This window comes from Saccharothrix sp. 6-C, from assembly GCF_016695385.1.
Taxonomy (GTDB): domain Bacteria; phylum Actinomycetota; class Actinomycetes; order Mycobacteriales; family Pseudonocardiaceae; genus Actinosynnema; species Actinosynnema texasense.
On record NZ_CP064192.1, the window covers coordinates 7,363,260 to 7,388,889 of the forward strand.

A 25,630-nucleotide genomic window follows, 5' to 3' on the forward strand; every position below is an offset into this window, starting at 1 on the left:
CAGGAGTTCCCGCCATGACCGAGTCCTGGCGCGGCCTCGTGCTGCGCTTCCACTTCTACGCGGGCGTGCTCGTCGGCCCGTTCGTGCTGGTCGCCGCCCTCACCGGCGTGCTGTACGCCGCGACACCGCAGTTGGAGTCGTGGCTCTACTCCGACCACCTGCGCGTGCCCGCGTCGACGTCGTCCGTGCCGTTGTCGCAGCAGGTCAAAGCCGCGGTGGCGACGCGACCGGGTGACGAGCTGGTCGCCATCCGCCCGGCGCCCGAGCCCGGCACGACGACCCGCGTGCTGTTCTCGTCCGACGGCGACGCGCGCCCGACCGTGTTCGTGAACCCCGCCGACGGCGCCGTCGTCGGCGAGCTGATGACCTACGGCACCAGCGGCGTGCTGCCGTTGCGCACCACCATCGACCAGATCCACCGCAACCTGCTGCTCGGCGAACCCGGCCGGCTCTACAGCGAGCTGGCCGCGTCCTGGCTGTGGGTGGTGGCGCTGGGCGGCGTGTTCCTGTGGTTCAGCCGCCGCCGGACCCAGCGCACCAGGCCCACCACGCGCAAGCACGCCACCGTCGGCCTGACCGTGCTGGTGGGCGCGCTGTTCCTGTCGGCCACCGGCCTCACCTGGTCGGCGTACGCCGGCGAGAACGTCGCCTCCCTGCGCCAAGCGCTCGACTGGAGCACGCCCGCGCTGGCGGGCGGCGGCGACCACGCCGGGCACGACATGACCAACCCGATCCCGGTGATGCCGGGCGAGGTGGACTCCGTGCTGACCCACGCCCGTTCCGCGGGCATCGACGCGGGGCTCATCGAGATCACCGTGCCGCCCATGGCCGGGATGGCGTGGAACGTCACCGAGATCGACCGCGCCTGGCCCACGCAGGTGGACGCGGTCGCCGTCGCCGGCGGGCAGGTGGTGGACCAGGTCCGGTTCGCCGACTACCCGTTGGCCGCGAAGCTGGCCCGGTGGGGCATCGACCTGCACATGGGCGCGCTGTTCGGCTGGCCCAACCAGCTCCTGCTGCTGGCCGTCGGGCTCGGCCTGGTGACGTTGGTGGCCCTGGGCTACCGGATCTGGTGGCTGCGCCGCCCGACCCGCGGCTTCGGCCGGCCCGTGCCCCGCGGGCAGTGGCGGAAGGTGCCGCGATCGCAGCTCGTGGTCGTGCTGGTGGTGGCCGCCGCCGTGGGCTGGTTCATCCCGCTGTTCGGGTTGAGCCTGCTGGCGTTCCTGGTCATCGACGCCGTGCTGAGCGCGCGGTCGCGGCGCGACAAGTCCGGTGAGCAGGCCCCGGAGTCGTCACCGGTGGCCGGGTAGGGCGGCCCGGCGGCCGAGTCGGGGCGGTGTGGCCGCCGCCCTCCCGCTCCGGCTCGGCCGCCGGCAGCACCGCTTCCGGGCGTCCACCTGGCTTTTCCGGCCGGTCGCGCTCCCGGCCGGAAGCGGACGGCGCGGTCGTTTCACCAGCGTGAACGTTGTTGACGAACGTGGTCCAGACCACACAAGCTCGGGGGCATGGTCGGTCAATCGTTCTTCACCGCCGTGTTGGTGGCGGTCGGCTTGGTGGTGGTGCCGGCGCAGGCTCCGGCCGCGCCCGCCACGTTCACCCACCCAGGGGTGTTGGTGAGCAAGGGACAACTGGACTTCGTGCGGGCCAAGGTGAACGCGGGCGCGCAACCGTGGCGCGGCGCGTACGACCAGATGATGGCGCACCCGTTCGCCTCGCTGTCCCGCGTGCCGAAACCGCGGGCGGTGGTGGAGTGCGGGTCGTACTCCAACCCCAACTACGGGTGCACGGACGAGCGTGAGGACGCGTTGGCCGCGTACACGTTGTCGTTGGCGTGGTACGTGACGCGGGACGACCGCTACGCGGCGAAGGCGATCGAGATCATGGACGCGTGGTCGGCGACGATCCGCGACCACACCAACACCAACGCGGCGCTGCAGACCGCGTGGTCCGGCTCGTCGTGGCCGCGGGCGGCGGAGATCATCAAGCACGTGCGCGGGAACTGGCCGAACTCGGGCCGGTTCGCCACCATGCTGCGCGACGTCTACCTGCCGGAGATCGTCAACGGGCGGCCGGCGACGAACGGCAACTGGGAACTGTCCATGATGGAGGCCACGCTCGGGATCTCGGTCTTCCTGGAGGACCGGGCGGTCTACGACAAGGCCGTGTCGACGTTCCGGACCCGGATGCCCGCCTACGTCTACCTGACCACCGACGGCGCCCTGCCCCGCACACCGCCGAACAGCGGCATCGACACGCGCGACGAGATCATCTCGTACTGGCACGGGCAGACCACGTTCGTGAACGGGGTGTCGCAGGAGACGTGCCGCGACTTCACCCACACCGGCTACGGCCTGGCCGCCGCCGCGCACATCGCCGAGACGGCCCACCACCAGGGCCAGGACCTGTGGGGCGAGGTCCGTGAACGCCTGCGCCACGCCTACGGCCTGCACTCCCGGTACCAGCTGGAGCCCATGCCGTCCTGGCTGTGCGGCGGCACCCGCACGCAGGGCCTGGGCCCGAGCACCGAGGTGGCGTTCAACGCCCTCAACACCCGCCTGGGCATCGCCATGACCAACACCCAGACCCTTACCGAACGCCAACGCCCGGCCTCCACGGACCGCCTGTTCGTCGCCTGGGAAACCCTGACCCACGCCACCAACCCCTCCTAACCCCGAGAGTCCAACGTTCAGGGCGCGAGAGTCCAACGTTCGCGATACGTGAGTTGAACGCTGAGCGTTGAATTCAGGTGTCCTGAACGTAGGACTCTCGCGCTGCGAACGTAGGACTCTCGCGCCGTGAAGGTACGACTCACGGGGTGGTCAGGGCGGTGGTTTCCGAGTAGGTGGGGAGGGTGGTCGGGGGCGGGGTGGTGGAGCGGACGGCTTCGGCGGTTCGCACGGCTTCGGCCAGGGCCGCGCGGAACGGGAGCGAGCCGGTGCTCACGCGGCGGACGCCCAACGCGCGGAGCGTCTCCGTGGGCAGGGACGGCAAGGTGTTCAGCGGGACCGGGACAGCGGCGACGGCGGCGGCGATCTCCGCCTCCTGGTCGAGGCCCGGGATGAAGACGCCATCCGCACCGGCATCCACGTAAGCCCGCGCACGGTCGAGCGTCGAAGCGCGGTCGACGCCCAGCCACCACGTGTCGACGCGCGCGTTGACGAACAGCCCCGGCGCGGCCTCCTTGAACGCACGCACGATCGCGGCTTGGTCAGCGGGCTCCGCCAGTCCCGCCCCGCGACCGTCCTCCACGTTCACGCCCGCGACACCGAGTTCCCACAGCTCCGCCGCCAACGCCCGCACGTCGCCGCCGAACCCCGCCTCGACGTCCACCGTCACCGGCACGGGCAGGCGCGTCAGCAGCCGCGCCAACGCCACCGTCTCCGACCGCGCCACCCCCGCCGCGTCCGGCAGCCCGTGCGCCACCGCCACGCCGAGGCTCGTCGTCCCCACCGCCCCGAACCCGGCCCGCACGAAGGCCGCCGCCGACGCGAAGTCCCACGCGTTCGGCAGCACCAGGAAGTCGTCGTGCATCCGGTGGAACGCCCGCGCACCTTCCACCAGCGCCAGCGCGTGCGCCCGCCCCGGGCACGCGTGCCGCCCACCGCCGAACCACGCCTCACCCAGGTCCACCTCGACCACCGCCCCGTCCGGTGCGACCCGCCGCGTCACGGGCACCGGCGGCTCCACGCCGGCGATCAACGCCCTGGTCGCGCCGGACGCCTGCACCAGCACCCCGATCAGGTTGGCCGTCGCCTCGTCCCACGTGCCGCCGCACGCCGTGACCAACCGCGCCACCGCCTCGTCGGCCTCGACGGTCGCGTCGACGTGCGGCTGGTAGCACGCGGCCACCACCGCGACGTCCGACGCGACGGACCGGGGCAGCCCCAGCGCCTCGGCCAACACCGCCACCGGCTCACCCGCCCGCCGCAGCACCCCGGGGTCCACCGCGGCCAACACCCGCTCCGCCGACGCCCGCCGCCGCACGTGCTCGTCGCCTTCGCTGAACCGCGCCACCGACGACCGCAGCCAAGCCACCCCCGACGCGGCCACCGGCACGGGCGGAACCACGTAAGACGAATCCCACAGCTCGTTCATGCCGCCAACGTAAGCCGCCATCGCTTCGGCCACCGCCGAACCGTCACGGGCGCACAATGGCCCCATGGCCGCAGACGAACTGGCGAACCTGGCCGCGTTGCTGGCCGACCGCAGCCGCGCCCGCTTCCTGCTCGCGCTCATGGACGGCCGGGCCTGGACGTCGAGCGAACTGGCCGGCGCCGCCGAGGTGGCGCCCTCCACGGCGAGCGAGCACCTGACCCGGTTGGTCCAGGCCGGCTTGCTGGCCGAACGCCGCCAGGGCCGCCACCGCTACGTCCAGCTGGCCGGCCCGAAGCAGGCCAGGCTGCTCGAGGACCTGCTCGCCTACCTGGGCCCCACCGACCCGCCGGCGCGCACGCTGCGGGCGTCCGCCGCCAACCAGGCGCTGCGCCGCGGCCGGACGTGCTACGACCACCTGGCCGGACGCCTCGGTGTGGCCGTCACCGACGCCATGACCACCCGCGGCCTGCTCACCGACGACCTGGCCCTCACCGACGACGGCCTCACGTGGTTGGAGCGCGAACTCGCGTTCACCCCGCCGGCCACCCGCCGCCCGCTGGCCAAGGCGTGCCTGGACTGGACCGAGCGCCGCTCCCACCTCGCGGGCACCGCGGGCGCGCACGTGTGCGCCCACCTGCACGCCCGGAACTGGGTGCGCGGTGTCGGCACGGGCCGTGCCGTGCGCCTCACGCCCACCGGCGAGACGGCACTGCGCGACCTGCTGGGCGTCTCAGTCCCCTAGCCGGTCCCGGAGCCTCAGCGCGTCAGCCACTTCGGCAGCCACGACGAGTTGCCCGCCGGCAGCACGTCCACCACGACGCAGGTGATGTTGTCCGGTCCGCCGCGCGCGTTGGCCGCCTCGATCAACGTCCGCACGACCTCGTCGCCGTCCGCCGACGCGGCCAGCAGCTCGGCGATCTCCGCCGTGCCCACCACGTCCGACAGCCCGTCCGAGCAGATCAGGTACCGGTCGCCCGCTTCGACGTCCTGGAAGAACAGGTCCGGGTCGTGCGCGCTGCCCGCTTGCAAGGCCCGCATGAGCATGGACCGGCCGGGGTGCTCGGCGGCCTGTTCGGCGGCCATCCGACCGTCGTCCACCAACGCCTGGACCATGGTGTGGTCGCGGGTGATCTGGGCCAGTTCGCCCTCGCGGACGACGTAGCAGCGCGAGTCGCCGATGTGCCCGACCGCGAACCGCTCGCCGTCCCACAGCAGCGCGGTGAGCGTGGTGCCCATGCCGCGCATGTCGAAGTTCTCCTCGGCCAGGTCCGTCAGCCGGATCGCGATCTCCCGCGCCGCGCCGGACAGCTCGCCGAGTGGGTCGTCGGCGTCGAGGTCGAGGTCGGCCAGCACCGCCACCGCGATCGAACTCGCCACTTCGCCGTACGCGTGCCCGCCCATGCCGTCGGCGACGGCGAACAGGCGTTCGCTGAAGTACACGGAGTCCTCGTTCGCTTCACGGCGCAGGCCGGGGTCGGTGCCGACGGCGTACCGGAGCGCATACATGCCGCACAGTGAATCACCCGCACGGGTGCCCGTGAGCAGGGCATGTCGAAACTCGGCCCGCTCCGGTCAGCGAGGACGGCCGTAGAACTCGCTCAGCAGGAGCATCGCCGCACCCGCCGCGACCACGTCATCACCCAGCGGGGTGATCGACACGTCCACCGGCAGCCACTCGTCCTTGGGCAGCCTGGCGCGCACGCCGTCCAGGTAGGCGGCGGGTTCGGCGAGCACCGCGCGTCCGGCCAGCACCACGTGGTCGATGTCGAGCAGCTGCACCAGGTCGGCCACCGCGACGCCGACGACGGACGTCGCCTCGACCAGGTCTCCTCGCGCGGCGGCGAGGTTGTGCAGCGCCTCTATGCAGCCGCTGCGCCCGCACACGCACGGCGGGCCGTCGAGCTGGATGGTGGTGTGCCCGTACTCCCCCGCGTTGGTGCGCACGCCCCGGTGCACGCGGCCGTCGAGCAGCATCCCGATGCCGAGCCCGGTGCCGACGAGCACGAGCACCGCGTCCCGCAGCTCCTCGCCGCGCCGCCACGCCTCGGCCACGACCGCCGTGTTGGTGTCCTTGTCGAGCACCACGGGCAGTCCGAGCCGCCGTTCGGCCAACGCGCGCAGCGGCACGTCCTGCCACTCGCTCAGCCCCGTCGGGTAGTGCACCACGCCCGTGCGGTGGTCCAGCGGGCCGACGAACCCGATGCCCACGCCGAGGAGCCGTTCGCTGCGCAGGCCGTCGACGAGCCGGTTCAGCTCGGCCACGAACGTCGGCGGGTCGAAGTCGCGCGGCAGGGGGGCGACCGCGCGGTCCAGCACGGTGCCCGCGAGGTCGGTCAGCACGACGCGCAGCTCGTCGCGCTCGACCTGGGCGCCGAGCGCGAGCCTGCTGTCGGCGACGAGCTTGAGCAGGGTGCGCGGTTTGCCGACGCCCACGTTGCGGGTGCCGGACTCGACCAGCAGGCCGTCGTCGATGAGCCTGCTCACCACCTTGGACACCGCCTGCGGCGTGAGTCCGCTGCGGTCGGCCAGCTCCACCCTGGTCACCGCTCCGGACCTGGCCAGCCCGAGCACCACCGCGTCGTTGTACCCCCGCAGGAAGCGCAAGTTGGCCACGGGCCCATCATCGCACCTGGCTTTTTACTACACGCCGTTGCTTTAATCACTGCCATGTCTCTCCGCACCGGACTGCTCGGCTACGGCATCGCCGGCCGGGTGTTCCACGCGCCGCTGATCGCGGCGACACCAGGCCTCGAGCTGAGCGCCGTCGTCACCTCGGACGCCACCCGTCGGGCGCACGCCGAGGCCACCTACCCCGGCCTCGCCCTGCCGGCCACGGTCGAGGAGCTGTTCGAGCTCGATCTAGACCTGATCGTGGTCGCCACCCCGAACCGCACGCACGTGCCGTTGGCGCTGGCGGCGATCGAGGCCGGCATCGCGGTCGTGGTCGACAAGCCGTTCGCGCCGACGTCGGCCGACGCGCGCCGGGTCCTCCAGGCGGCGAAGGACCGGAACGTGCCGGTGACGGTCTTCCAGAACCGGCGGTGGGACGGCGACTTCCGCACGGTCCGGTCGCTGCTGGCCGAGGGCGCGCTGGGCGCGGTGACCCGGTTCGAGTCGCGGTTCGAGCGGTGGACGCCGGAGGTCTGGGACAACTGGCGCGAGTTCGGCGCGCCCGACGAGGCGGGCGGCCTGCTGTACGACCTGGGCGCGCACCTGGTCGACCAGGCGTTGGAGCTGTTCGGTCCGGTGTCGACCGTGTACGCGGAACTGGACCTGCGGCGACCGGGCGTCGAGGTGGACGACGACGTGTTCGTGGCGTTGACGCACGTGAACGGCGTGCGTTCACACCTTTGGGCCAGTTCCGCCGCACCGGAGCACGGACCGCGGTTCCGTGTGCTGGGCTCGACCGGCGCGTACGTCTCGCACGGCCTCGACCGGCAGGAGGACGCCTTGGCCGCGGGCAAGCCGTTTGAAGATTTGTCGACAAACGGCCGGTTGGGGCTGCTGGACGACGCGGAGGACGTCGTCGGCCTGCCCGGCGCCTACTCCGAGTTCTACCGGCTGCTGGTCGCCGCGCTGACCGACGGCGGCCCCCTGCCGGTCGAGCCGGAGTCCGCGGTGCGCGCGTTGGAAGTCATCGAGGCGGCGTTCGCCTCCGCCCGGACCGGACAGGTGGTGTCGCTGTGAGCTTGCTGGAGACGTTGGTCGAGCAGGAGTCCCGACTGGTGTTCACCTCCTTCGACAACGAGGTGGCGCTGGCACTGGGCGCGTTCCTGCTGGACGCCGCCCGCGAACGGTCGCTGCCGGTCACGATCTCGGTGCGCCGGGGGCAGCAACGCCTGTTCCACGCGGCCCTGCCGGGCACCTCGGCGGACAATGACGAGTGGATCGACCGCAAGAGCCGCGTCGTGGACCGCTACGGACAGAGCTCCTACCGGGTCGGCGAGAGCTTCCGGGCGAGCGGCAAGACGTTCGACGCGGACTCGCGCCTCGACCCCGACCGCTACGCCGCGCACGGTGGCGTGTTCCCGGTGAACGTGGCCGGCGTCGGCCTGGTCGGCACCGTCGGCGTCTCCGGCCTGCCCCAGGCCGAGGACCACGCGTTCGTCGTGGAGCAGGTGGAGAAGTTCCTCGCCACCACCTAGACCCAGGGCACGGCGGCTGCCGCCCAGCCGCCGCGCTCTTCCCCACCCGACGGCCCGTCCTGCCCCCGGACGGGCCGTCGGGCGTTCAGCGCCTCGCCCGCGCACTCTTCACCGCCAGGTCGACGCGGACGCGGGACAGCCGGTCGGGGTCGGACAGGATGTCGATCTCGACGATCCGCTCGTCCGCGACGGTGAAGCCGACGATCGAGAACAGTCGGCCCTCGACGGTGTTGACCAACCCCGCCGTGCCGTTGACCAGCGCGGGACGCGTGGTGGTGAGGGTCGCCATGCGGTGGAAGGTGTCGAGTTGCCCGGCCACGGCCGCGGCGCCGCGCAGGACCTTCATACCGCCGACGAGCGCCTTGCCGCCGTCGGCGCGCAGGGTGACCTCGGGGTCGAGGACGGCCAGCAGGGCGGTGAGGTCGCCGCCGCGCGCGGCGCTCAGGAACGCGTCGACGACCCGGCGATGCGCCGCCGGGTCGGGGTCCGGCGCGGGCACCGCGCCCTGGACGCGCTGCCGGGCCCGGCTGGCCAGCTTCCTGGCCGCGACCGGCGTGCGGTCCAGGATCGGGGCGATCTCCTCGAACGGCAGGCCGAACAAGTCGTGCAGGACGAACGCCAGCCGTTCGGCGGGGTTGAGCGACTCCAGCACCACCAGCAGCGCCAGGCTCACCGAGTCCGCCAGCAGCACCCGGTGCTCCGGGTCGGCGACCTCCTCGGTGACGACCGGGTCGGGCAGGCGGTCGTCGAGCGGGTCCTCCCGGCGCTGCCGCCGTGAGCGCAGCAGGTCGAGGCAGACCCGGCCGACGACCGTGGTCAGCCAGCCGCCGAGGTTGTCGATGTCCCCGGTCTCGGCGCGGTCCAGGCGCAGCCAGGCTTCCTGGACGGCGTCGTCCGCTTCGGCCAGGGAGCCGAGCATCCGGTAGGCCACCGCCTTCAGGTGCGCGCGGTGCTCCTCGAAGCGCCGGGCCAGGAAGTCGCTGTCGTTCATGATCACCTCTCGTGTCGCGGACGAACCCATGACGAACGGGACGTCCGCGATGTGACCGCCGGACCCGGTCACCTTCCTCGCCATCCACTTCCGAGGTCGTGCGCGGAGAAGTTGCCGCCACCGTCCACCGCGCGGTCACATCCTCGCGCCGAGACGCGTCAACACGGTGACAGCAACGAACTCCGGGAAGGACCCACCCCACCATGACCGCCACCCAGGACACCCGCCAGTCACGCCTGCCCAACCCCGCCGCGCTCGTCCCCGAGCTGGCGCAGATCGGCGGAGCGCTGTTCCAGGCCGTCGGCAACGGCTCCATCCCGCAGACCACCGTCGGCATCGTGCAGCTGCGCGCCGGGCAGATCGTCGGCAGCACCTACCTGACCACGCTGCACACCGGCAACCTCCGCAGAGCCGGTGAGGCGGAGGAGCGCATCACGGCCGTCGCGTCGTGGCGGGACGCGCCCCACTTCACCGCCGCCGAACGGGCCGCGCTGGCGCTCGTGGAGGCCGTGCTCACCCCCAACCCGCTCGGCGAGCGCGTCACCGACGAGCTGTACGCCCTGGCGTCCGCGCACTACGACGACAAGGCGTTGGTCACTCTGACCCTGGCGATCGGCCAGGTCTGCTTCTTCATCCCGGTGGCACTCGTCGGCCGGCCGCTGCCGGGCGTCGCGCCGGCGGAGCAGTGGCGGGACTGAGCGACGAGCGGTGAGGGCGTCCCGGTCGGACGCCCTCACCACGTCACCACGTCACCGCGTCCGGGAGATCAGCAGAACACCTCGTTCAGCAGCTCCTGGTAGCCCGCGAGCTCACCGGGGTCGGGCTCGGAGGTCGCGGACAGCGTCATCCGGGTCTTCGTGTCCGCCGTGCCGATCACCAGGCTGTTGTAGCCGGGGATTCCGCCGCTGTGGCCCCAGACCGTGACGCCGCACGGCATCTGCTGCGCTTCGATGCCCAGGCCGTAGCCCTCGGTGATCGGCAGCGTCGAGGTCAGCTCCCTCTGCTGTGCCGGGCGGAGCAGGCGACCGTCCAGCAGCGCGTCCACGAACCGGTCGAGGTCGGCCGTCGTCGAGATCATCTCGCCTGCCGAGTACGCGGCCGACGGGTTGATCTCCGTGATGTCCACGACCTGGCCGCCGGCCCTGAGGTAGCCGTGCGCGTGCGGACCGGGGATGTCGATCCGGGTGCCGGGCACGGACGTCGACCGCAGCCCCAGCGGGCGCAGCACGCGCTGCGCGACCGCCGCCCCGTACGGCCGGCCGGTGAGCTTCTCCACCAGCATCCCGGCCACGACGTAGTTGGTGTTCGAGTACTGCCACGCGGTGCCCGGCTCGAAGTCGAGCGGTTTGGCCGTGGACAGGGCCACCAGCTCGGTGGGCGCCCACGTCTTGTACCGGGTGGCCACCACGCCGTCCGGGTCGAGCGGCAGGGCCTCGGTGTAGTTGTAGAGGCCGCTGGTGTGCTGCAGCAGGTTGCGCACGGTGATCCGGTCACCGTGCGGGAGCAGGCCGGGCAGGTACCGCTGCACCGGCGCGTCCAGGTCGACCTTCCCCTCGCCGACCAGCTGGAGCACGACGGTCGACACGAACGTCTTGGTGATGCTGCCGACCCGGAACCGGCCGTCGGTCGGCACGGGACGCGGTGAGTCGATCCGCGCCGTGCCGCTGCGGGCGGTGAACTCCTGCCGGCCGTCGACGACCCGGACCTGCACCCCCTGGACCGCCGTGCGCGCGATGTCGTCCAACGCCCGCTGCACGACCTGGCGGTCGACGCGCGCGGCCTGGTCGACCGACGGTTCGGCCACCGCCGTCCCGCCGATGCCCGCGACCGCCAACCCCACGGCGGTGGCTAAGGCGATTCCCCTCTTGACCATCAACGCTCCTCCCTGCGACTCCCTCTGCGAGGCCGAGGATCCCTCGACGGGTTCGAGTCTGGCCGTCCGGCGACGTGCCGACGTCCGCCCCTGGTCTTGGCGGGAGCGCGACTTTAGGCTCATCAACCCCTAGTGGTCGTTCGGTCCCGGAACCGGTTCCGGGGCGGTTGGTGTTACTCCATTAGAGTGACGACAATGGTCTAGACCTTGACCGTGAAGTGGTCTGAACCACATCGTGTGGTCAACCCTGCACTCCTTTCCTGACAAGGAGCACGATGTCCAAGATCCGATGGCATGTCACAGCGTTGTTCGTGGCGGTCGCCACGTTGGTGGTGGGGTTGGTCGTCGCACCCGCGGCCAGCGGTGCGGGCGGCGTCTCGGCCACCTTCAGCAAGGGCTCGGACTGGGGCACCGGCTACGAGGGCAAGTACACGATCCGCAACGGCGGCACGGCCGCCCTGTCGTCGTGGACGGTCGAGTTCGACCTGCCCTCCGGCCACAAGGTCAGCTCCCTGTGGGACGGCTCGTACACCACCAGCGGCCAGCACGTGACCGTGAAGAACACGTGGAACGGCAGCGTGGGCGTCGGCGGCACGGTGAGCTTCGGCTTCAACGTGACCTACTCCGGCGCGTTCAGCGGGCCGGCCAACTGCAAGCTGAACGGCGCGTCGTGTGACGCCGGCGGGACCAACCCGACGACGACCACGACCACCACCACGACGACTACGACCACGACGACGACCACCACCACGGGCACGACGACGACCACGTCGAACCCGCCGGTGGGCTCGCGGAAGAACCTCGGCTACTTCACCCAGTGGGGCGTCTACGGCCGCCAGTACTTCGTGAAGAACATCCACACCTCCGGCTCGGCCTCGAAGCTGACGCACATCAACTACGCGTTCGGCAACGTGCAGAACGGCCAGTGCACCATCGGTGACGCCTACGCCGACTACGACATGGCCTACACCGCGGCGAACTCCGTCGACGGCGTGGCCGACACGTGGGACACCGGCGCCCTGCGCGGCTCCTTCAACCAGCTGCGCAAGCTGAAGAAGATGTACCCGCACATCAAGGTGCTGTGGTCGTTCGGCGGTTGGACCTGGTCCGGCGGCTTCGGCCAGGCGGCGCAGAACCCGGCCGCGTTCGCCGACTCCTGCTACAAGCTGGTCGAGGACCCGCGCTGGGCGGACGTGTTCGACGGCATCGACATCGACTGGGAGTACCCGAACGCCTGCGGTCTGACCTGCGACACCTCCGGCTTCAGCTCGATGAAGACGGTCTCGCAGGCCCTGCGCACCCGCTTCGGCGCCAACTACCTCGTCACCGCCGCCATCACGGCGGACGGGTCGAACGGCGGCAAGATCGACGCGGCCGACTACGGCGGCGCGGCGCAGTACCTCGACTGGTACAACGTCATGACCTACGACTACTTCGGCGCGTTCAACGCCCAGGGCCCGACGGCGCCCCACTCGCCGCTGACGTCCTACACCGGCATCCCGCAGGCGGGCTTCAACTCCGACGCGGCGATCCAGAAGCTGAAGAGCAAGGGCGTGCCGGCGGCCAAGCTGCTGCTCGGCATCGGCTTCTACGGCCGCGGCTGGACGGGCGTGACCCAGGCCGCCCCGGGCGGCACGGCGACCGGCGCGGCGCCGGGCACCTACGAGGCGGGCATCGAGGACTACAAGGTCCTCAAGACCAAGTGCCCGGCCACCGGCACCATCGCGGGCACCGCGTACGCGTACTGCGGCAACCAGTGGTGGAGCTACGACACCCCGGCCACCATCGGCGGCAAGATGAGCTACACCAAGACCCAGGGCCTCGGCGGCGCGTTCTTCTGGTCGCTCGACGGTGACACCTCCAACGGCGAGCTCATCACCGCGATGGGCAACGGCCTCAAGTAACCGCTCTGCACGCCAAGGGCCCTGCGGGACTTCCCGCAGGGCCCTTCGCCTACCCGCGAGAGTCCTACGTTCACGTCGCGTGAGTCCTACGTTCAGAACACGCGTGTCCTACGTTCGGAACGCGTGAGTCCTACGTTCAGAACGCGTGAGTCCTACGTTCACGACCCCTGAATTCAACGCTCAGCTCACTTGCCCACGCGGCGGCCGCACCTTCTCCGGGAGCGGGTTCGACCCCTAGTTGTCCGCGCGGTGGCGCGATCCGGTCACGGGACCCGAGGTCATATCGCGCGCGCTACCGGCGAGTACGACGTCTGAGTGTTCAACTCGGGGTGCGCGAACGTAGGACACACGCGTTCTGAACGTAGGACACGCGCGGTGTGGAGGTTGGACTCTCGCGTGCCGAACGTAGGACTCTCGGGAGGCCTACGTTCGGGACGACGAGGAGGACTAGACGGTCAGGCTCCACGAGTTCAGGTAGCCCGTGTCGGCCGAGTACACGTCCTGCACGCGAAGCCGCCAAGCGCCGTTGCGCGCCTCGGACGACACGTTCGCCGTGTACGTGGTGTCGATGTTGTCGCCCGAGTCGTTGTTCGACGCCTTCAGGCGGTAGGCCGTGCCGTCCGGCGCGATCAGGTCGATCACCACGTCACCCCGGTAGGTGTGCACGACGTGCACCTCCACCTGCGACGACGCCGAAGCGTTGCCCTCACAGCCGGCGATGGTGATCGTGCTGGTGACCGCGGCGCCGTTGTCGGGGATCGCCACGTCGGCGTCGTTGGTCTGCCGGGCGCACCCGACCGGCGGGTTGCCGCCGCCGTAGGGGTTGGCCGCCTTCTTCGCCGCGTACATCAGCATCGGCTTCGTCTTCGGCCAGAACGTCGACGCCTGGCACGAGTAGGTCGGGAAGAACCCGGAGCACGAGCCCGACGACGGCCCGATCTCCCACACGAACGACGCCACGCCCAGGTCGTCGTACACCCAGTCGTCCGTCGCGCCGGCCGCGTTGTAGAGCACTTCACCGGGCTGCCCGTACTGCCAGCCGCCGGCCATCGTCGCCATGTCCTTGGCCATGGCCCGCATCGGCGCGTCGTTGCCGGTCTTGTACTGCGTCGTCCAGCCCCACGGGAACAGCACCAGGTTCGAGTAGCTGTGCATGGAGATCACGACGCCGGTCGTGTCGGCGGGCGCGGCGTCGGTGACGCCGGTGCCGCGGCGGTCGCGGTACAGGTTGCGCCACAGCGCCTGCAACGCCTTCGTCTCCACCTCGGAGTTCGCCGACGGCCCCTTGTACGTCTGGTCGCACGGGTTGGACGACGTGCCCTCGCCGCCCCAGTGGGAGTCGGTGTTGCGGTTGAGGTCGATGCCGATCTGCGACGACGACGTGCCGGAGCAGTTCGACCCGTTCGTGGTGTTGGCGTTCTTGCGCTGGTAGCGGGGCGAGTTGCCGCCCTGCTGCACGATGTTCACGCCGTCCGGGTTGGCGATCGGCACGACCCACACCTCGGTGGTGTCGAGCAGCGCGGTGACCTCCGCGTCGACGCCGTACCCGGTGGTCAGGTGGTCGATCCACTTCCACGCCGTGTCACCGGTGGTGAGCTCGCGGGCGTGCAGCTGGCCCATCACGAAGAACCGCGGCTTCGGCGCGGACGTGTTCAGCGCGCAGTCGCCCGTGTTCTTCTTGGTGATGCAGATGGCGCGCAGGTCGTACCCGCCCGCGCCCTGGGTCTTCTTCCAGGAGTCTCCGTAGTCGACGAGCGTGGTCAGCGCGGGGTACTGCTGCCCGACCAGGTCCAGGTGCGACCAGTGGGCGTTGATCGTGCGGTAGCCGCCGTAGTAGGTCTCGTTGATGTCGGCCGCTTCGAACGTGGGCGACTGCGACTTCTTCGCGGGCGGCTGCCACTGGGGGGCGGGCAGCACCTCGTCGATGACGGCGGTGAACCCGGCTTGCTCGAGGCCCGCGCCGGTGGTCGCGTCGCCGAGCACGAACAGGGAGTCGCCGTCGCGGTCCTCCAGCACGTCGAAGCCGCGCCCGAGCAGGTTCTGGGCGGCGGCGCCGAGCGGCGCGTGGACCTTGTAGACGTAGGTCGGGCCGGCTTGGACGGCGGCGGTCTCGGGGGCGGGGCCGGCGGTTCCGGGGGTGCCCCCGGTGACCACCGCCGCCGCCGCGACACCGGCTATGGCCAGCGTCAGCAGTGAACGTCTGGTCGACTTCACAGTTGTTCCTCCTAGGCAGGGTTGAGCAGGAGGATGGGGGACGAACCGCCTGCTTGCACACCCGCCATCCGGCCATTCCTCACCGCGACGGCACGGGGGTTTTGACAGATGCCGGTGAGGTACCCCGGCGCTTGGTCCGGATGGAGGAGGAGTCGTGACGGACGAAGAACTGGTCGAGCGCATCACCCGCCTGGTGGAGGAAGAGCACCGGTTGGAGGGATCGCGCATCGGCGAGGGCCTGAGCGACGGCGACTTCCGACGGCTGCGAGACCTCGAAGTCGCCCTGGACCAGACCTGGGACCTCCTGCGCCAACGCCGTGCGCGCCGGGCCGCCGGCATGGACCCGGACGCCGCCGAGGCCCGCGACCCCCGCACCGTGGAGGGTTACCGCCAGTAGCCCGCCGTTGGTCCACCAGTGGTCGGACAGGGTGGTTGACTCGTCCCTTGGGGCAGCCTGCAAGGTCATCTCCATGGAGGATGTGGGGGTGGCACGGCTACCGGGCACCCGGCTTCTGGGCATCGGGGAGTTCTCCCGCCGCTCGCGGCTGTCGGTGAAGGCGCTGCGGCTGTACGAACGCCAGGGCCTGCTGCGACCGGCCGAGGTCGACACGGGCAACGGGTACCGGCGCTACCGCGAGGACCAGTTGGCCGCCGCCCGGCTGGTGGCGCTGCTGCGCAGGCTGGACATGCCGCTCGCGGTCGTGGCGCGCATCGTCGCCGCGCCCGAGGACGAGCGGGCGGACCTGGTCGGCGGGTACTGGGCCGAGGTCGAGCACCGGATGGCCGTGCGGCGCGGCTTGGCCGCCCACCTCCGCGTCATGTTGTCCGGAGGGAAGGGATTGCTCGACATGTACGAGGTCAAGCAGCGAGAAGTACCTGATCAGGTGGTCTTGACGGAGCAGCGGCACCTGCTCCAGCCCGCGCTCGTCGACTGGATCGACAGCTCGACGGGCCGGCTGGTCAAGGCGGCGCAGGACCACGGCGGTGTGTCCGGCGCGGTGTTCGTCGTCTACCACGGCGAGGTGAACGAGGACAGCGACGGACCGGTCGAGGCGTGCGTGCCGATCGACGCGGCGGAGCCGCCGGACGGGGTGGCGGCCAGGCTGGAGCCGGCGCACCGGGAGGCGTACGTGCGGCTGACCAAGGCGCAGGTGGCGTTCCCGCAGATCCTGTCGGCCTACGACGCCGTCGCCACGTGGATCAAGGAGAACGGGCACGCGATCCACGACGCGCCGCGCGAGGTCTACTTCGCCGACTTCGACGCCGCCGGCCCGGACGACGAGGTCTGCGACATCGCCTTCCCGATGCGCTAACCCGCCAGGGAGCGGAGGAACGCCTCGAAGGACCGCGCGGGAACGGCCACGTGCCCACCCGCGCGGTTCTTCGTGTCGCGCACCGCCGCGAAGCCCCCCGCCACGGCCACTTCCACGCAGGTCCCGTTGTCCTCGGTGTAGCTCGACGTCTTGAACCGGGCGTCCGAGAAGTCCGGCGTCATGGCGGGGACCACCTCTCACAATCAGGCGTAGCTCTGGGCGACGCCCAGCACGAACCTCCTCGATTCTTCCACCCCGAGCGCGTTCGCGGTGAGGTTGGCCCACAGGTTGGCGTAGTCGGCGACCTCCTTGTCGCCGTCGAGGTAGTCGGCGTCGTGCAGGTTCTCGACGTAGGCCATCTCCAGCGGCGGCGCGGAGGTGGGCGCGGGGATGCGCAGCATCGTGAAGCCGAACGTGCTCGCACCGCCCGGCGCGTCGAACGGCAGCACCTGGAGCCGGATGTTGGGCCGCTGGGCCAGGTTCGCCAGGTGCAGCATCTGCTCGTGCATCACCGCGTTGCCGCCGAAGACCCTGCGCACGCAACTCTCGCTCAGCACGAACGCCGCGTCGGTCGGCTGGTCCCGGAACAGGATCTGCTGCCGCTCCAACCGCATGGTGATCACATCGTCGATCTTGTCGCGGTCGACCCGGTTGCGGGCGACCAGGAGCGCGCGCATGTAGGACATCGTCTGCAACACGCCGGGCACCAACTCCGTGCCGTACAGGCGCAACCCGCTGGAGTCCAGCTCGAAGTCGTAGTACGGGCGCAGCTCCATCGGCACCGTGGCCCGGTGACCGGCCCACCGGCCGCGCTGGCTCCGGGTGCGGGCCAGCTCCACGATCTCGGCCTTCTCCGCTTCGGTGTGCACGCCGTAGTGGTCGAGGAGCATCTTGGCGTCACCGGGGGTCAGGCCCTCCCGGCCCTTCTCCATCTTGGTGACGCGCGTGGTGTCCCGGCCCAGGAGCTTCGCGACCTCTTTGGGCTCGACACCTGCGCGTTCACGGGCTTCGCGCATGTAGAGCGAGAGGAACTTGAGCCGGACCGTGGGTGTCAGCGGCATCGTCGTCATCCGATCGGGTCAATTGCTGACTAGCAGTTGCATAATCATCTGAGCTAGGACCAGGCTAGCAATCGGGCCGCCGAGTTCGGCCTCACCAAGCCTTGAACCACTCGAAAGGGGACCCATGGAGACCAAGCGGGAGTGGCTGATCCGGTGCACGGACAACCAGAACCTGCCGTCCGTCTGCTCGATCGCGGTCAGCGACGGGCTCGTGGAGGTGTGGGACACGAACGGCCACGTGGTCAAGCTCGGCGGCACAGAGATCGAGGACTTCCGCAGCGCCTTCGCCGAGGCGGCCGAGCGGGCGGCGCTGGACGACGGGTCGCTCCAGGCCGGCTGAGGTCACACCAGGCGCGCCAGCCGGTGGTCCAGCGCCGTGTGCCGACGTCCCGCGCCCACGGTGCGGACCGCCTGCCCGATCGCCTTGCGCGACCCGACCAGCACGACCAGCTTCTTCGCCCGCGTGACCGCCGTGTACAGCAGGTTGCGCTGCAACATCATCCACGCGCTGGTCGTGATTGGAATGACGACGCATGGGTATTCACTGCCCTGTGAGCGGTGAATCGTCATGGCGTAGGCGTGGGTCAGCTCGTCCAGCTCGCCGAACTCGTAGTCCACGTCCTCTTCCTCGTCGGTCCGAACGGTCAGCTTCTGCTCCACCGCGTCGATCGCCGTGACGATGCCGAGCGTGCCGTTGAAGACGTTCTTGTCGTAGTTGTTGCGCATCTGGGTGACCTTGTCGCCGACCCGGAACACCCGGCCGCCGAACCGGCGTTCCGGCAGGTCCGGTTTGGACGGTGTCAGGGCTTCCTGCAGCAGCGCGTTCAGGCCGCCCGCGCCCGCCGGACCCCGGTGCATCGGCGCGAGCACCTGCACGTCCGTGCGCGGTTTGAGCCCGAACTTGCGCGGGATGCGGTTGGCGACGACGTCGACGACCAGCGCTGCCGCGTCCTCGGCCTCCTCCGCGGGGAAGAGGAAGAAGTCGGGCATCCCCTGCACGACGGGGTAGTCGCCGTTGTTGATGCGGTGGGCGTTGGTCACGACGCCGGACTGCTGCGCCTGCCGGAAGATGTGCGTGAGGCGGACGTTCGGCACAGGGCTGTCGGCGGACAGCACGTCGCGCAGCACCTCGCCCGCGCCGACGGACGGCAGCTGGTCGACGTCGCCGACCAGCAGCAGGTGCGCGCCCGGCGCGACGGCCTTGACCAGCTTGTTCGCCAGCAGCAGGTCCAGCATCGACGCCTCGTCCACGACGACGAGGTCCGCGTCGAGCGGCCGGTCGCGGTCGTAGGCGGCGTCACCGCCGGGCTTGAGCTCCAGCAGGCGGTGCACGGTGCGGGCCTCGTGGCCGGTCAGCTCGGTGAGCCGCTTGGCGGCGCGGCCGGTCGGCGCGGCCAGCACGACCTTCGCGCCCTTGGCCGCGGCCAGCTTCACGATCGACCGCACGGTGAAGCTCTTGCCGCACCCGGGGCCGCCGGTCAGCACGGCCACCTTGCGGCTCAACGCCAGCTTGACGGCGTCGCGCTGCTTGTCCTCCAGTGACGCGCCGAGCCACGCGAACGCCCGGTCCCAGTCGACCTGCTGGAACGCCGGCATCCGCTCCTCGTCGGTCCTGAGCAGCCGCAGCAGCTGGCTCGCCAATGAGATCTCGGCCCGGTGGAAGGCGACCAGGTAGATGCCCGGCTCGCCGTCCGGCATGACCTCGCGGACCACGCCCTCCTCGGTCACCAGCTCGGCCAGGCACTCGATCACCAGGCCCGCGTCGACCTGGAGGATCTTGATCGCGTCGCCGATGAGCTCGTTCTCGGGCAGGTAGCAGTTGCCGTCGCCGGTCGCCTCGGACAGGGTGAACTGCAACCCGGCCTTCACCCGCTGCGGGCTGTCGTGCGGGATGCCGACGGCCTTCGCGATCACGTCGGCGGTGCGGAACCCGATGCCCCAGACGTCGTTGGCGAGCCGGTAGGGCTCCTCGCGGACGACCTCGATGGCCTTGTCGTTGTACTGCTTGTAGATGCGCACGGCCAGCGATGTCGACACGCCGACGCCTTGGAGGAAGACCATGACCTCCTTGATGGCCTTCTGCTCCTCCCACGCGTCGGCGATCAGCTTGGTGCGCTTCGGGCCGAGCTTGGGCACCTCGATCAGGCGCTGCGGCTCGTGCTCGATGACGTCGAGCGCGGCCACGCCGAAGTGGGTGACGATCCGGTCGGCCAGCACCGGCCCGATGCCCTTGATCAGGCCGGAGCCGAGGTAGCGGCGGATGCCCTGGATGGTGGCCGGCAGCACGGTCGTGTAGTCGTCGACGTGGAACTGCTTGCCGTACTGCGGGTGCGAGCCCCACCGGCCGCGCATCCGGATCGACTCGCCCGGCTGCGCGCCGAGCAGCGACCCGACCACGGTGACGAGGTCGCCGCCCCGGCCGGGGTCGACCCGGGCGACCGTGTAGCCGGTCTCCTCGTTGGCGAACGTGATCCGTTCCAGCACCGCTTCCAGGACCGCGTCAGCCACCGGGTCACCCTAGGACGTGCCCCCGACAGCCGGTGGTCAGGGCCACAGCAGCGGCCGGCCCCCGTACTCGCCCACGACCACGCCGGCGTCGTTGATGCCCTGGGCGGAGCCGGAGGTCCCGGACGGCGCCGGCAGCAACGTCACCTCGCCCGACGCCGACCAGCGGATCGGGCGGTGGTACCGGCTGATCGCCGTGCCGGCGGCCACGCCGCGGTCGTTGAGCTCCAGCACCTCCCCCGCCGCGTACCCGTCCGGCAACGCCATGATCGACACGGCGCCGTCCGCCGCCCACCTCGCCGGACGGCTCGTGACCTGCCCGAACGCCGTGCCTTCCGCGTCGACGGCGTGCATGAGGCTGTGGTCTCCCGTCGGTGACGGCACCTCGCTGAGCGCCGTGCCGTCCCACCGCACGCCGAAGGCGGTCCGGTCGCCGCGCTGGACCCGGCCGACGACGTACCGCCCGTTCACGTCCGTCACGGCGGAGTACGTGGCGCCGGGCACCACGCCCAGGACGGTGAGGACCCCGTCGTCCCACCGCACGTGGTGGGCGAGGTCGTCCTCGGTGGTGGCGATGCCCGCGATGACGCCCGCCTCGTCGATCGCGCTCGCCTCGGCGGCGGTCGTCGCGGCCGGCCCGGGGGCGGGCAGCACGGTGGCGGCCCCGTCGCGGCCCCAGCGGACGGCACGGCGGACGCCGGTCGCGTAGTCGCCGCTGTAGCCGACGACCGTGCCGCCGTCGTTCACCGCGAGGGCGAAGCTGTAGGTGTCGCCGGGCGGGACGTCGAGGACGGTCGTGGAGCCGTCCGGGTTCCACCGGGTGGCCTGCGAGTTGCGGCCGGGGGCGCTGGTGTTGCCGTACGCCGCGCCGTCCGCGTCGACCCCGAAGACCTTCCCGGGCGTGGCGCCGGGTGGCGGGGTCAGCTCGGTGATCCGGCCCTCGGCGTCCCAGCGCACGGGTTTGGCCCTGCCCGCCGCGTCGGTGCCGCGGCCGACGACCACGCCGGCGTCGTTGATGTCGACCGCCGACCCCTTGGTCCCGCCGGGCAGCAGGGCGAGTTCCACGTATCCCGGCCCGGCTGCCGCCGGCGGCGTCGCCGAGATCACCGATACCAGCGCCAACACGGCGCTCAACGTCCGTCGCACGACCAGACCTCCTCGTCGAAGTCCCGCCCGTCCGCCAGCTAAGCAGCTCCCGACTGGGAGCGCTCCCAGATTCCCTCGTTCGGCCCCCCGCCCGGACGTGCGCGGTCTCCACAGGACGTTCACAAGTCACACCGCCCACCTCCACGGCTCGGACATAGAGTCGGCCGCATGACACGCCGGGTTCTGGTGGTCGAGGACGACCTGACCATCGCCGAGTCCGTGGCCGCGAGGCTGCGGGCGGAGGGGTTCGAGGTCGAGCTGGCGCACGACGGCCCGTCGGCCGTCTCCCGTGCCCGTGACGTGCGGCCCGACCTGGTCGTGCTGGACGTCATGCTGCCCGGGTTCGACGGGCTGGAGGTGTGCCGGCGCATCCAGGCCGAGCGGCCCGTGCCGGTGCTGATGCTGACCGCCCGGGGCGACGAGACGGACCTGCTGGTCGGCCTCGCGGTCGGCGCGGACGACTACCTGACCAAGCCGTTCTCGATCCGCGAGCTGGCGGCGCGGGTGCACGCGCTGCTGCGGCGGGTGGAGCGGGCGGCGTCGGCGGCGGCGCACCGCATCACCGTGGCCGACCTGGAGATCGACCTGGCCGAGCGGCGGGTGGTGCGCGGCGGGGCGGAGGCGCACCTGACGCCGACCGAGTTCGAGCTGCTGGTGCACCTCGCCGAACGGCCGCGGGCCGTGCAGTCGCGGGAGCGGCTGCTGAGCGAGGTGTGGGGGTGGGCCGACGGCACGGGGACGCGGACCGTGGACAGCCACATCAAGGCGTTGCGGCGGAAGTTGGGCACGGACCTGATCCGGACCGTGCACGGGATCGGGTACGCGCTGGAGGTTCCCCGGTGAGCCTGCGGACGGCGATCGACACGGCGGTGGAGCTGCTGCCGCGCCCGCTGGACCCGGTGCGGTCGATCAAGCTGAAGCTCGGGATCCTGCTGGTGTCGGCGATGGCGGCGGGGTTCGCGTTCTTCCGGTGGCGCATCGGCTGGCTGGCGCCGGGCACGACGTTCGGCGCGGTGGCGATCGTGCTGGTGACGTCGCAGATCCTGGCCCACGGGATGACCAGGCCGTTGCGGGACATGACGGCGGCGGTGCGGGCGATGCGGGCCGGCGACTACAGCAGGCGGGTGCGCGCGACGGCGCGGGACGAGGTCGGCGAGCTGGCCGGTGCGTTCAACCAGATGGCGGCGGACCTCGGTGCGGCGGACCAGCAGCGGCGGGAGCTGATCGCGAACGTGTCGCACGAGCTGCGCACGCCGATCACGGCGTTGCAGAACGTGCTGGAGAACGTGGTCGACGGGGTGGCGCAGCCGGACGCGGCGACCATGCGGACGGCGTTGGCTCAGACCGAGCGGCTCGGCCGGCTGGTGGCGGAGCTGCTCGACCTGTCGCGGATCGACGCCGGGGCGCACCGGCTGGACCGGGCGGAGTTCGCGTTGGAGCCGTTGCTGGCGGACGTGGTGGCGGAGGCCTCGGTGGCCGCTCGAGGGGTGCGGTTCACCGTGGCCGTGTCACCGCCCGGGGCGACGGTGTGCGCGGACGAGGCGCGGCTGGCCCAGGTGGTGGCGAACCTGCTGGACAACGCGGCCCGGCACGGCCCGGCCGGCGGCGAGGTGCGGGTGTCGGCCGCGGTCGGCGCGGAGCTGGTGCTGGAGGTCGCCGACGACGGGCCGGGGATCGCGCCGCAGGACCGGGAACGGGTCTTCGAGCGCTTCACGCGCGGTGAGCGCGCCGGCGACGGCGGGACGGGCCTGGGGCTCAACATCGCGCGCTGGGTCGTGGACCTGCACGGCGGCACCATCGCCGTGGTCGACGGACCGGGCTGCCGGATCCGGGCCACCCTCCCGGCCACCTGCCCCGCCCCGCCCCCAACGCCGACCCCCGCCCCGGCCGGGTCCCGCACCCGCGGCGGGCACACCGAGAACGCCTGAGCGACCGGAAAAGCGTTGCCCCGCAGAGGTCCCCGCCCAGGGGAACCCTGAATTCATTCAACCACGCACCACCGACAATTCCGGGCCCTGAGCCCGTCCCCCGTCGTGCCCGAGGGCCGGCGAACCCACCGATCCGCACCACCCGCCACGCCACCGCACAGTGCCGCGCGGGGCGATGGCGCACGCCTTGGAGGCGACACCCACATGACACCCAACCGCGTACTGCTCACCGGCGCGGCGGCCGGGATCGGGGCGGCGGTCCTGCTGCCCCTCGACGAACCCGGCCTCGGTTGGTCCCTGACGGCGGTCGTCGTCTTCGCCCTGCTGCGCGAGGTCGAACTCGGCTGGGCGGTGCTCTCCGTCGCGCTGTTCGGCGTCGGCGCGTTCGTCTCCGCCGGCTGGCTGTTCGCGCTCTGCGCCGTCGCCGGCTGCGCCACCGGGTCGCTCGCGGTCGCCGGGGGGCGGACCGCGCGTGGCCTCCTCATCGGCGCGGGCGCGGTGCCGGTCGCCGCGGTCAGGGCCTTGCCCTGGGTCGCCCGAGGCGTCAAGGAGGGCGGCACGCCCCGCCTGGCCCGCCCGGTCCTGGTGACCGCCGCCCTCCTGCTGGTCTTCGTGCCGCTCCTCGCCGGGGCCGACGCCGCGTTCGCGGACCTGCTCGGCTCGATCACCCCCGACGAGTCCTCCGGGCAACCGGTCGTGCTGTTCCTGGCCGTCGGCCTCGGCACGGTCGGCGCGGCCTACCTGCGGGTCTCGCCGCGTCGACCCGACGAGACGAGCGACCTGCCCCGGACGGTCGCGCGGCGCGACTGGGTGCTGCCGGTCGGCGCGTTGGTGCTGCTCTTCGCCGCGTTCGTGGCCGTCCAGCTCAAGACCCTGTTCGCGGGCGACCAGCACGTCATGGTGACCCCCGACCTCACCTACGCCGACTACGCCCGCAGCGGCTTCTGGCAGCTGCTCGCCGTCACCGTGCTCACCCTCGGCGTGATCGCGGTCGTCGCGCGCCTCGCCCGGCTCGACTCACCGACCGACCGCCGCTGGCTGCGCGGCCTGCTCGGCGCGCTCAGCGCGCTCACCCTGGTGATCGTCGCCTCCGCGCTCGCCCGCATGTGGCTCTACCAGCAGGCGTACGGCTTCACCGTGCTGCGGGTCCTCGTCGCCGCCTGCGAGGTGTGGCTCGGTGTCGTCTACCTGCTGGTCCTGGCGGCGGGCGTGCGGCTGGACGGCCGGTGGTTGGCCCGCGCGGTCTTCGGCACCGGGTTCGTCGCGCTGGTCGGGCTCGCCGCGCTGAACCCGGAGCGGTTCATCGCCGAGCGCAACGTCGACCGCTACCACGCCACCGGGAAGATCGACGTCCGCTACCTCTCCCGGCTGTCCGACGACGCCGTGCCCGCCCTCGCCGCGCTGCCCGCGGACCTGGGGGCGTGCGCCTTGCGGTTCCGCCACGTCGAGCCGGACGACTGGCGCTCCTGGAACCTCGCCCGGCAGCGGGCCGGGGACGCGCTCGCGCGGATCAGGACGACGGACTGTGCGCGGTGACGTGGTCGGTGACCAGGCGCGCCACCGCGTCGGCGTGCGTGATCGGCGCCCAGTGGCCGGCGTCGACCACCCGCCGCCGCACGTCCGACGCCCACCGCTCCACGTCCTCGGTCACCCCGGCGGTCACGTACCGGTCCCGCGACGGCTGCACCACCTGCACCGGCACGTCGGTCCGCCGCACGCGGGGCGACCGCAGCCGCGGGATGAAGTTGGCCCGGTACAGCGCGATGCCCTGCACGCCGTCGCGCACGATGGTCGGCGACACGTGCGGCGCGACGCCCTCCAGCCGGTGCGCGATCGCCTGCCGGCGCGGGCCGATCACGTGCCGCCACAGCAGGGGCGCCACGAACGGCAGGTGGAACATCCCGATGTACCACGAGTGCAGCAGCTGGTCGAGGTGCCGCCTGGTCGGCCGGCGGCGCATCCAGTGGCCGACGTGGTCCAGGCACGGGCCGGAGATCGACGTGTAGGAGGCGATCGGCGCGCCAGGCGTGGTCACCGCCTCCCACGCCTGGATCGACCCCCAGTCGTGCGCGACGACGTGCACCGGCGCGTCCGGGCTGACCGCCGCGACCACGGCGAACAGGTCCCGCGCCAGCACCGGCAGCCGGTAGGGGGCCAGCCCGCGCGGCGCGGACGACGCACCAGCGCCGCGCACGTCGTAGGTGACCACGTGGAACCGCTCGGCCAGCAGCGCCACGACGTCGTCCCACACGCGGTGCGTGTCGGGGTAGCCGTGCACCAGGACCACGGTCGGCGCGGACCGGTCGCCCTGTTCGAACACGGCGAGCCGCGCGCCCTCGGACTCCACGAACACCGTTGCCTCCGAGCGCTTCCTACGCCTGAGTAACTTGGTGAGAGCCATGCCACCGTAGCCGACGGCGGTTTCGACGCGCTGAGCGCGGAGTCCGTGGCCGGC

At 71.7% G+C, this 25,630-nt stretch carries 24 protein-coding genes; 13 read left to right on the forward strand and 11 right to left on the reverse strand.

What is annotated here, in order from left to right; translation table 11 throughout:
- Positions 1–14: 14 nt before the first annotated feature.
- Entirely contained in the window at positions 15–1,310 is a 1,296-nt protein-coding gene (locus IOD16_RS31530; protein WP_201437412.1) for a PepSY-associated TM helix domain-containing protein, read from the forward strand.
- A gap of 195 nt (positions 1,311–1,505) precedes the next feature.
- Complete coding sequence (locus IOD16_RS31535; RefSeq protein WP_201437414.1) at positions 1,506–2,669, forward strand: alginate lyase family protein; 1,164 nt, start codon at positions 1,506–1,508, stop codon at positions 2,667–2,669.
- Positions 2,670–2,808: 139 nt separating this feature from the next.
- On the opposite strand, the gene IOD16_RS31540 is transcribed toward IOD16_RS31535, so the two are convergent.
- Entirely contained in the window at positions 2,809–4,095 is a 1,287-nt protein-coding gene (locus IOD16_RS31540; RefSeq protein WP_201437415.1) for an isocitrate lyase/PEP mutase family protein, read from the reverse strand.
- A 64-nt stretch (positions 4,096–4,159) separates the two neighbouring features.
- Between IOD16_RS31540 and IOD16_RS31545 the strand changes: the two genes are divergently transcribed.
- Complete coding sequence (locus tag IOD16_RS31545) at positions 4,160–4,837, forward strand: ArsR/SmtB family transcription factor (protein ID WP_201437417.1); 678 nt, start codon at positions 4,160–4,162, stop codon at positions 4,835–4,837.
- 14 nt (positions 4,838–4,851) lie between these two features.
- Here IOD16_RS31545 and IOD16_RS31550 read toward each other — a convergent pair whose 3' ends face one another.
- Together IOD16_RS31550 and IOD16_RS31555 are read right to left on the reverse strand one after the other, a co-directional pair.
- Positions 4,852–5,601, reverse strand: coding sequence for a PP2C family protein-serine/threonine phosphatase (locus IOD16_RS31550; protein ID WP_201437419.1), 750 nt, complete (start codon positions 5,599–5,601; stop codon positions 4,852–4,854).
- 66 nt (positions 5,602–5,667) lie between these two features.
- Positions 5,668–6,708, reverse strand: a complete 1,041-nt coding sequence (locus IOD16_RS31555; RefSeq protein ID WP_201437421.1) for an ROK family transcriptional regulator — start codon at positions 6,706–6,708, stop codon at positions 5,668–5,670.
- Between the two features lie 54 nt (positions 6,709–6,762).
- Here IOD16_RS31555 and IOD16_RS31560 point away from each other — a divergent pair, with 54 nt between their 5' ends.
- Both IOD16_RS31560 and IOD16_RS31565 read left to right on the forward strand, forming a co-directional pair.
- Positions 6,763–7,782 carry a Gfo/Idh/MocA family protein gene (locus IOD16_RS31560; RefSeq protein ID WP_201437423.1) on the forward strand — a complete coding sequence of 340 codons (1,020 nt, stop codon included), beginning with the start codon at positions 6,763–6,765 and terminating at the stop codon, positions 7,780–7,782.
- Positions 7,779–8,240 carry a heme-degrading domain-containing protein gene (locus IOD16_RS31565; protein ID WP_201437425.1) on the forward strand — a complete coding sequence of 154 codons (462 nt, stop codon included), beginning with the start codon at positions 7,779–7,781 and terminating at the stop codon, positions 8,238–8,240. The genes IOD16_RS31560 and IOD16_RS31565 overlap by 4 nt, the downstream gene beginning before the upstream one ends.
- A gap of 85 nt (positions 8,241–8,325) precedes the next feature.
- On the opposite strand, the gene sigJ is transcribed toward IOD16_RS31565, so the two are convergent.
- Positions 8,326–9,231 carry an RNA polymerase sigma factor SigJ gene (sigJ, locus tag IOD16_RS31570; protein WP_201437427.1) on the reverse strand — a complete coding sequence of 302 codons (906 nt, stop codon included), beginning with the start codon at positions 9,229–9,231 and terminating at the stop codon, positions 8,326–8,328.
- Positions 9,232–9,434: 203 nt separating this feature from the next.
- Here sigJ and IOD16_RS31575 point away from each other — a divergent pair, with 203 nt between their 5' ends.
- The gene (locus IOD16_RS31575; protein WP_201437429.1) at positions 9,435–9,929 is read left to right on the forward strand and encodes a carboxymuconolactone decarboxylase family protein; all 495 of its coding nucleotides are present in this window, start codon (positions 9,435–9,437) and stop codon (positions 9,927–9,929) included.
- 68 nt (positions 9,930–9,997) lie between these two features.
- On the opposite strand, the gene IOD16_RS31580 is transcribed toward IOD16_RS31575, so the two are convergent.
- A complete protein-coding gene (locus IOD16_RS31580; RefSeq protein ID WP_201437431.1) occupies positions 9,998–11,104 on the reverse strand; it encodes a serine hydrolase domain-containing protein in 1,107 nt (368 codons plus the stop codon).
- 275 nt (positions 11,105–11,379) lie between these two features.
- On the opposite strand from IOD16_RS31580, the gene IOD16_RS31585 reads away from it, so the two are divergent.
- Positions 11,380–13,008, forward strand: coding sequence for a glycosyl hydrolase family 18 protein (locus tag IOD16_RS31585; protein WP_123745651.1), 1,629 nt, complete (start codon positions 11,380–11,382; stop codon positions 13,006–13,008).
- Between the two features lie 447 nt (positions 13,009–13,455).
- On the opposite strand, the gene IOD16_RS31590 is transcribed toward IOD16_RS31585, so the two are convergent.
- Positions 13,456–15,222, reverse strand: a complete 1,767-nt coding sequence (locus tag IOD16_RS31590) for a M14 family zinc carboxypeptidase (RefSeq protein ID WP_236594498.1) — start codon at positions 15,220–15,222, stop codon at positions 13,456–13,458.
- A gap of 154 nt (positions 15,223–15,376) precedes the next feature.
- Here IOD16_RS31590 and IOD16_RS31595 point away from each other — a divergent pair, with 154 nt between their 5' ends.
- Both IOD16_RS31595 and IOD16_RS31600 read left to right on the forward strand, forming a co-directional pair.
- Positions 15,377–15,619 carry a DUF2630 family protein gene (locus IOD16_RS31595; protein WP_201437433.1) on the forward strand — a complete coding sequence of 81 codons (243 nt, stop codon included), beginning with the start codon at positions 15,377–15,379 and terminating at the stop codon, positions 15,617–15,619.
- Between the two features lie 73 nt (positions 15,620–15,692).
- Positions 15,693–16,535 (forward strand): MerR family transcriptional regulator, encoded by an 843-nt coding sequence (locus IOD16_RS31600; RefSeq protein ID WP_201437435.1) that lies wholly within the window; start codon positions 15,693–15,695, stop codon positions 16,533–16,535.
- Here the strand turns inward: IOD16_RS31600 and IOD16_RS31605 are convergent.
- Both IOD16_RS31605 and IOD16_RS31610 read right to left on the reverse strand, forming a co-directional pair.
- Positions 16,532–16,717 (reverse strand): DUF397 domain-containing protein, encoded by a 186-nt coding sequence (locus IOD16_RS31605; protein WP_201437437.1) that lies wholly within the window; start codon positions 16,715–16,717, stop codon positions 16,532–16,534. The two genes, IOD16_RS31600 and IOD16_RS31605, sit on opposite strands and share 4 nt — an antisense overlap.
- Positions 16,718–16,738: 21 nt before the next feature.
- A complete protein-coding gene (locus IOD16_RS31610; protein WP_236594499.1) occupies positions 16,739–17,596 on the reverse strand; it encodes a helix-turn-helix domain-containing protein in 858 nt (285 codons plus the stop codon).
- Positions 17,597–17,720: 124 nt separating this feature from the next.
- On the opposite strand from IOD16_RS31610, the gene IOD16_RS31615 reads away from it, so the two are divergent.
- Positions 17,721–17,936: a hypothetical protein gene (locus IOD16_RS31615; protein ID WP_123745646.1), complete on the forward strand. Its 216-nt coding sequence runs from the start codon at positions 17,721–17,723 to the stop codon at positions 17,934–17,936.
- A 2-nt stretch (positions 17,937–17,938) separates the two neighbouring features.
- Here the strand turns inward: IOD16_RS31615 and recD2 are convergent, their stop codons facing one another.
- Positions 17,939–20,104 carry an SF1B family DNA helicase RecD2 gene (gene recD2 / locus IOD16_RS31620; RefSeq protein WP_201437441.1) on the reverse strand — a complete coding sequence of 722 codons (2,166 nt, stop codon included), beginning with the start codon at positions 20,102–20,104 and terminating at the stop codon, positions 17,939–17,941.
- Positions 20,105–20,140: 36 nt separating this feature from the next.
- A complete protein-coding gene (locus IOD16_RS31625) occupies positions 20,141–21,247 on the reverse strand; it encodes a hypothetical protein (RefSeq protein ID WP_201437443.1) in 1,107 nt (368 codons plus the stop codon).
- A gap of 168 nt (positions 21,248–21,415) precedes the next feature.
- Here IOD16_RS31625 and IOD16_RS31630 point away from each other — a divergent pair, with 168 nt between their 5' ends.
- The 3 genes from IOD16_RS31630 (at position 21,416) to IOD16_RS31640 (ending at position 24,711) form a co-directional block, all read left to right on the forward strand.
- Positions 21,416–22,090, forward strand: coding sequence for a response regulator transcription factor (locus tag IOD16_RS31630; RefSeq protein ID WP_123745643.1), 675 nt, complete (start codon positions 21,416–21,418; stop codon positions 22,088–22,090).
- Positions 22,091–22,092: 2 nt separating this feature from the next.
- Positions 22,093–23,175 carry a sensor histidine kinase gene (locus IOD16_RS31635; RefSeq protein ID WP_442978136.1) on the forward strand — a complete coding sequence of 361 codons (1,083 nt, stop codon included), beginning with the start codon at positions 22,093–22,095 and terminating at the stop codon, positions 23,173–23,175.
- 204 nt (positions 23,176–23,379) lie between these two features.
- Positions 23,380–24,711: a DUF4153 domain-containing protein gene (locus tag IOD16_RS31640; RefSeq protein ID WP_201437445.1), complete on the forward strand. Its 1,332-nt coding sequence runs from the start codon at positions 23,380–23,382 to the stop codon at positions 24,709–24,711.
- On the opposite strand, the gene IOD16_RS31645 is transcribed toward IOD16_RS31640, so the two are convergent.
- Positions 24,686–25,528: an alpha/beta fold hydrolase gene (locus tag IOD16_RS31645; RefSeq protein WP_201437447.1), complete on the reverse strand. Its 843-nt coding sequence runs from the start codon at positions 25,526–25,528 to the stop codon at positions 24,686–24,688. The genes IOD16_RS31640 and IOD16_RS31645 overlap by 26 nt on opposite strands.
- Positions 25,529–25,630: the final 102 nt, after the last annotated feature.

Coding starts and splice junctions, on each gene's coding strand:
- IOD16_RS31545 (WP_201437417.1), top strand. CDS start 4,160: ATGGCCGCAGACGAACTGGCGAACCTGGCCGCGTTGCTGGCCGACCGC.
- IOD16_RS31610 (WP_236594499.1), bottom strand. CDS start 17,596: ATGCCGCTGACACCCACGGTCCGGCTCAAGTTCCTCTCGCTCTACATG.
- IOD16_RS31605 (WP_201437437.1), bottom strand. CDS start 16,717: ATGACGCCGGACTTCTCGGACGCCCGGTTCAAGACGTCGAGCTACACC.
- IOD16_RS31580 (WP_201437431.1), bottom strand. CDS start 11,104: ATGGTCAAGAGGGGAATCGCCTTAGCCACCGCCGTGGGGTTGGCGGTC.
- IOD16_RS31600 (WP_201437435.1), top strand. CDS start 15,693: ATGGAGGATGTGGGGGTGGCACGGCTACCGGGCACCCGGCTTCTGGGC.
- IOD16_RS31530 (WP_201437412.1), top strand. CDS start 15: ATGACCGAGTCCTGGCGCGGCCTCGTGCTGCGCTTCCACTTCTACGCG.
- IOD16_RS31575 (WP_201437429.1), top strand. CDS start 9,435: ATGACCGCCACCCAGGACACCCGCCAGTCACGCCTGCCCAACCCCGCC.
- IOD16_RS31615 (WP_123745646.1), top strand. CDS start 17,721: ATGGAGACCAAGCGGGAGTGGCTGATCCGGTGCACGGACAACCAGAAC.
- IOD16_RS31630 (WP_123745643.1), top strand. CDS start 21,416: ATGACACGCCGGGTTCTGGTGGTCGAGGACGACCTGACCATCGCCGAG.
- IOD16_RS31560 (WP_201437423.1), top strand. CDS start 6,763: ATGTCTCTCCGCACCGGACTGCTCGGCTACGGCATCGCCGGCCGGGTG.
- IOD16_RS31550 (WP_201437419.1), bottom strand. CDS start 5,601: ATGTATGCGCTCCGGTACGCCGTCGGCACCGACCCCGGCCTGCGCCGT.
- IOD16_RS31585 (WP_123745651.1), top strand. CDS start 11,380: ATGTCCAAGATCCGATGGCATGTCACAGCGTTGTTCGTGGCGGTCGCC.
- IOD16_RS31640 (WP_201437445.1), top strand. CDS start 23,380: ATGACACCCAACCGCGTACTGCTCACCGGCGCGGCGGCCGGGATCGGG.
- IOD16_RS31535 (WP_201437414.1), top strand. CDS start 1,506: ATGGTCGGTCAATCGTTCTTCACCGCCGTGTTGGTGGCGGTCGGCTTG.
- IOD16_RS31540 (WP_201437415.1), bottom strand. CDS start 4,095: ATGAACGAGCTGTGGGATTCGTCTTACGTGGTTCCGCCCGTGCCGGTG.
- sigJ (WP_201437427.1), bottom strand. CDS start 9,231: ATGAACGACAGCGACTTCCTGGCCCGGCGCTTCGAGGAGCACCGCGCG.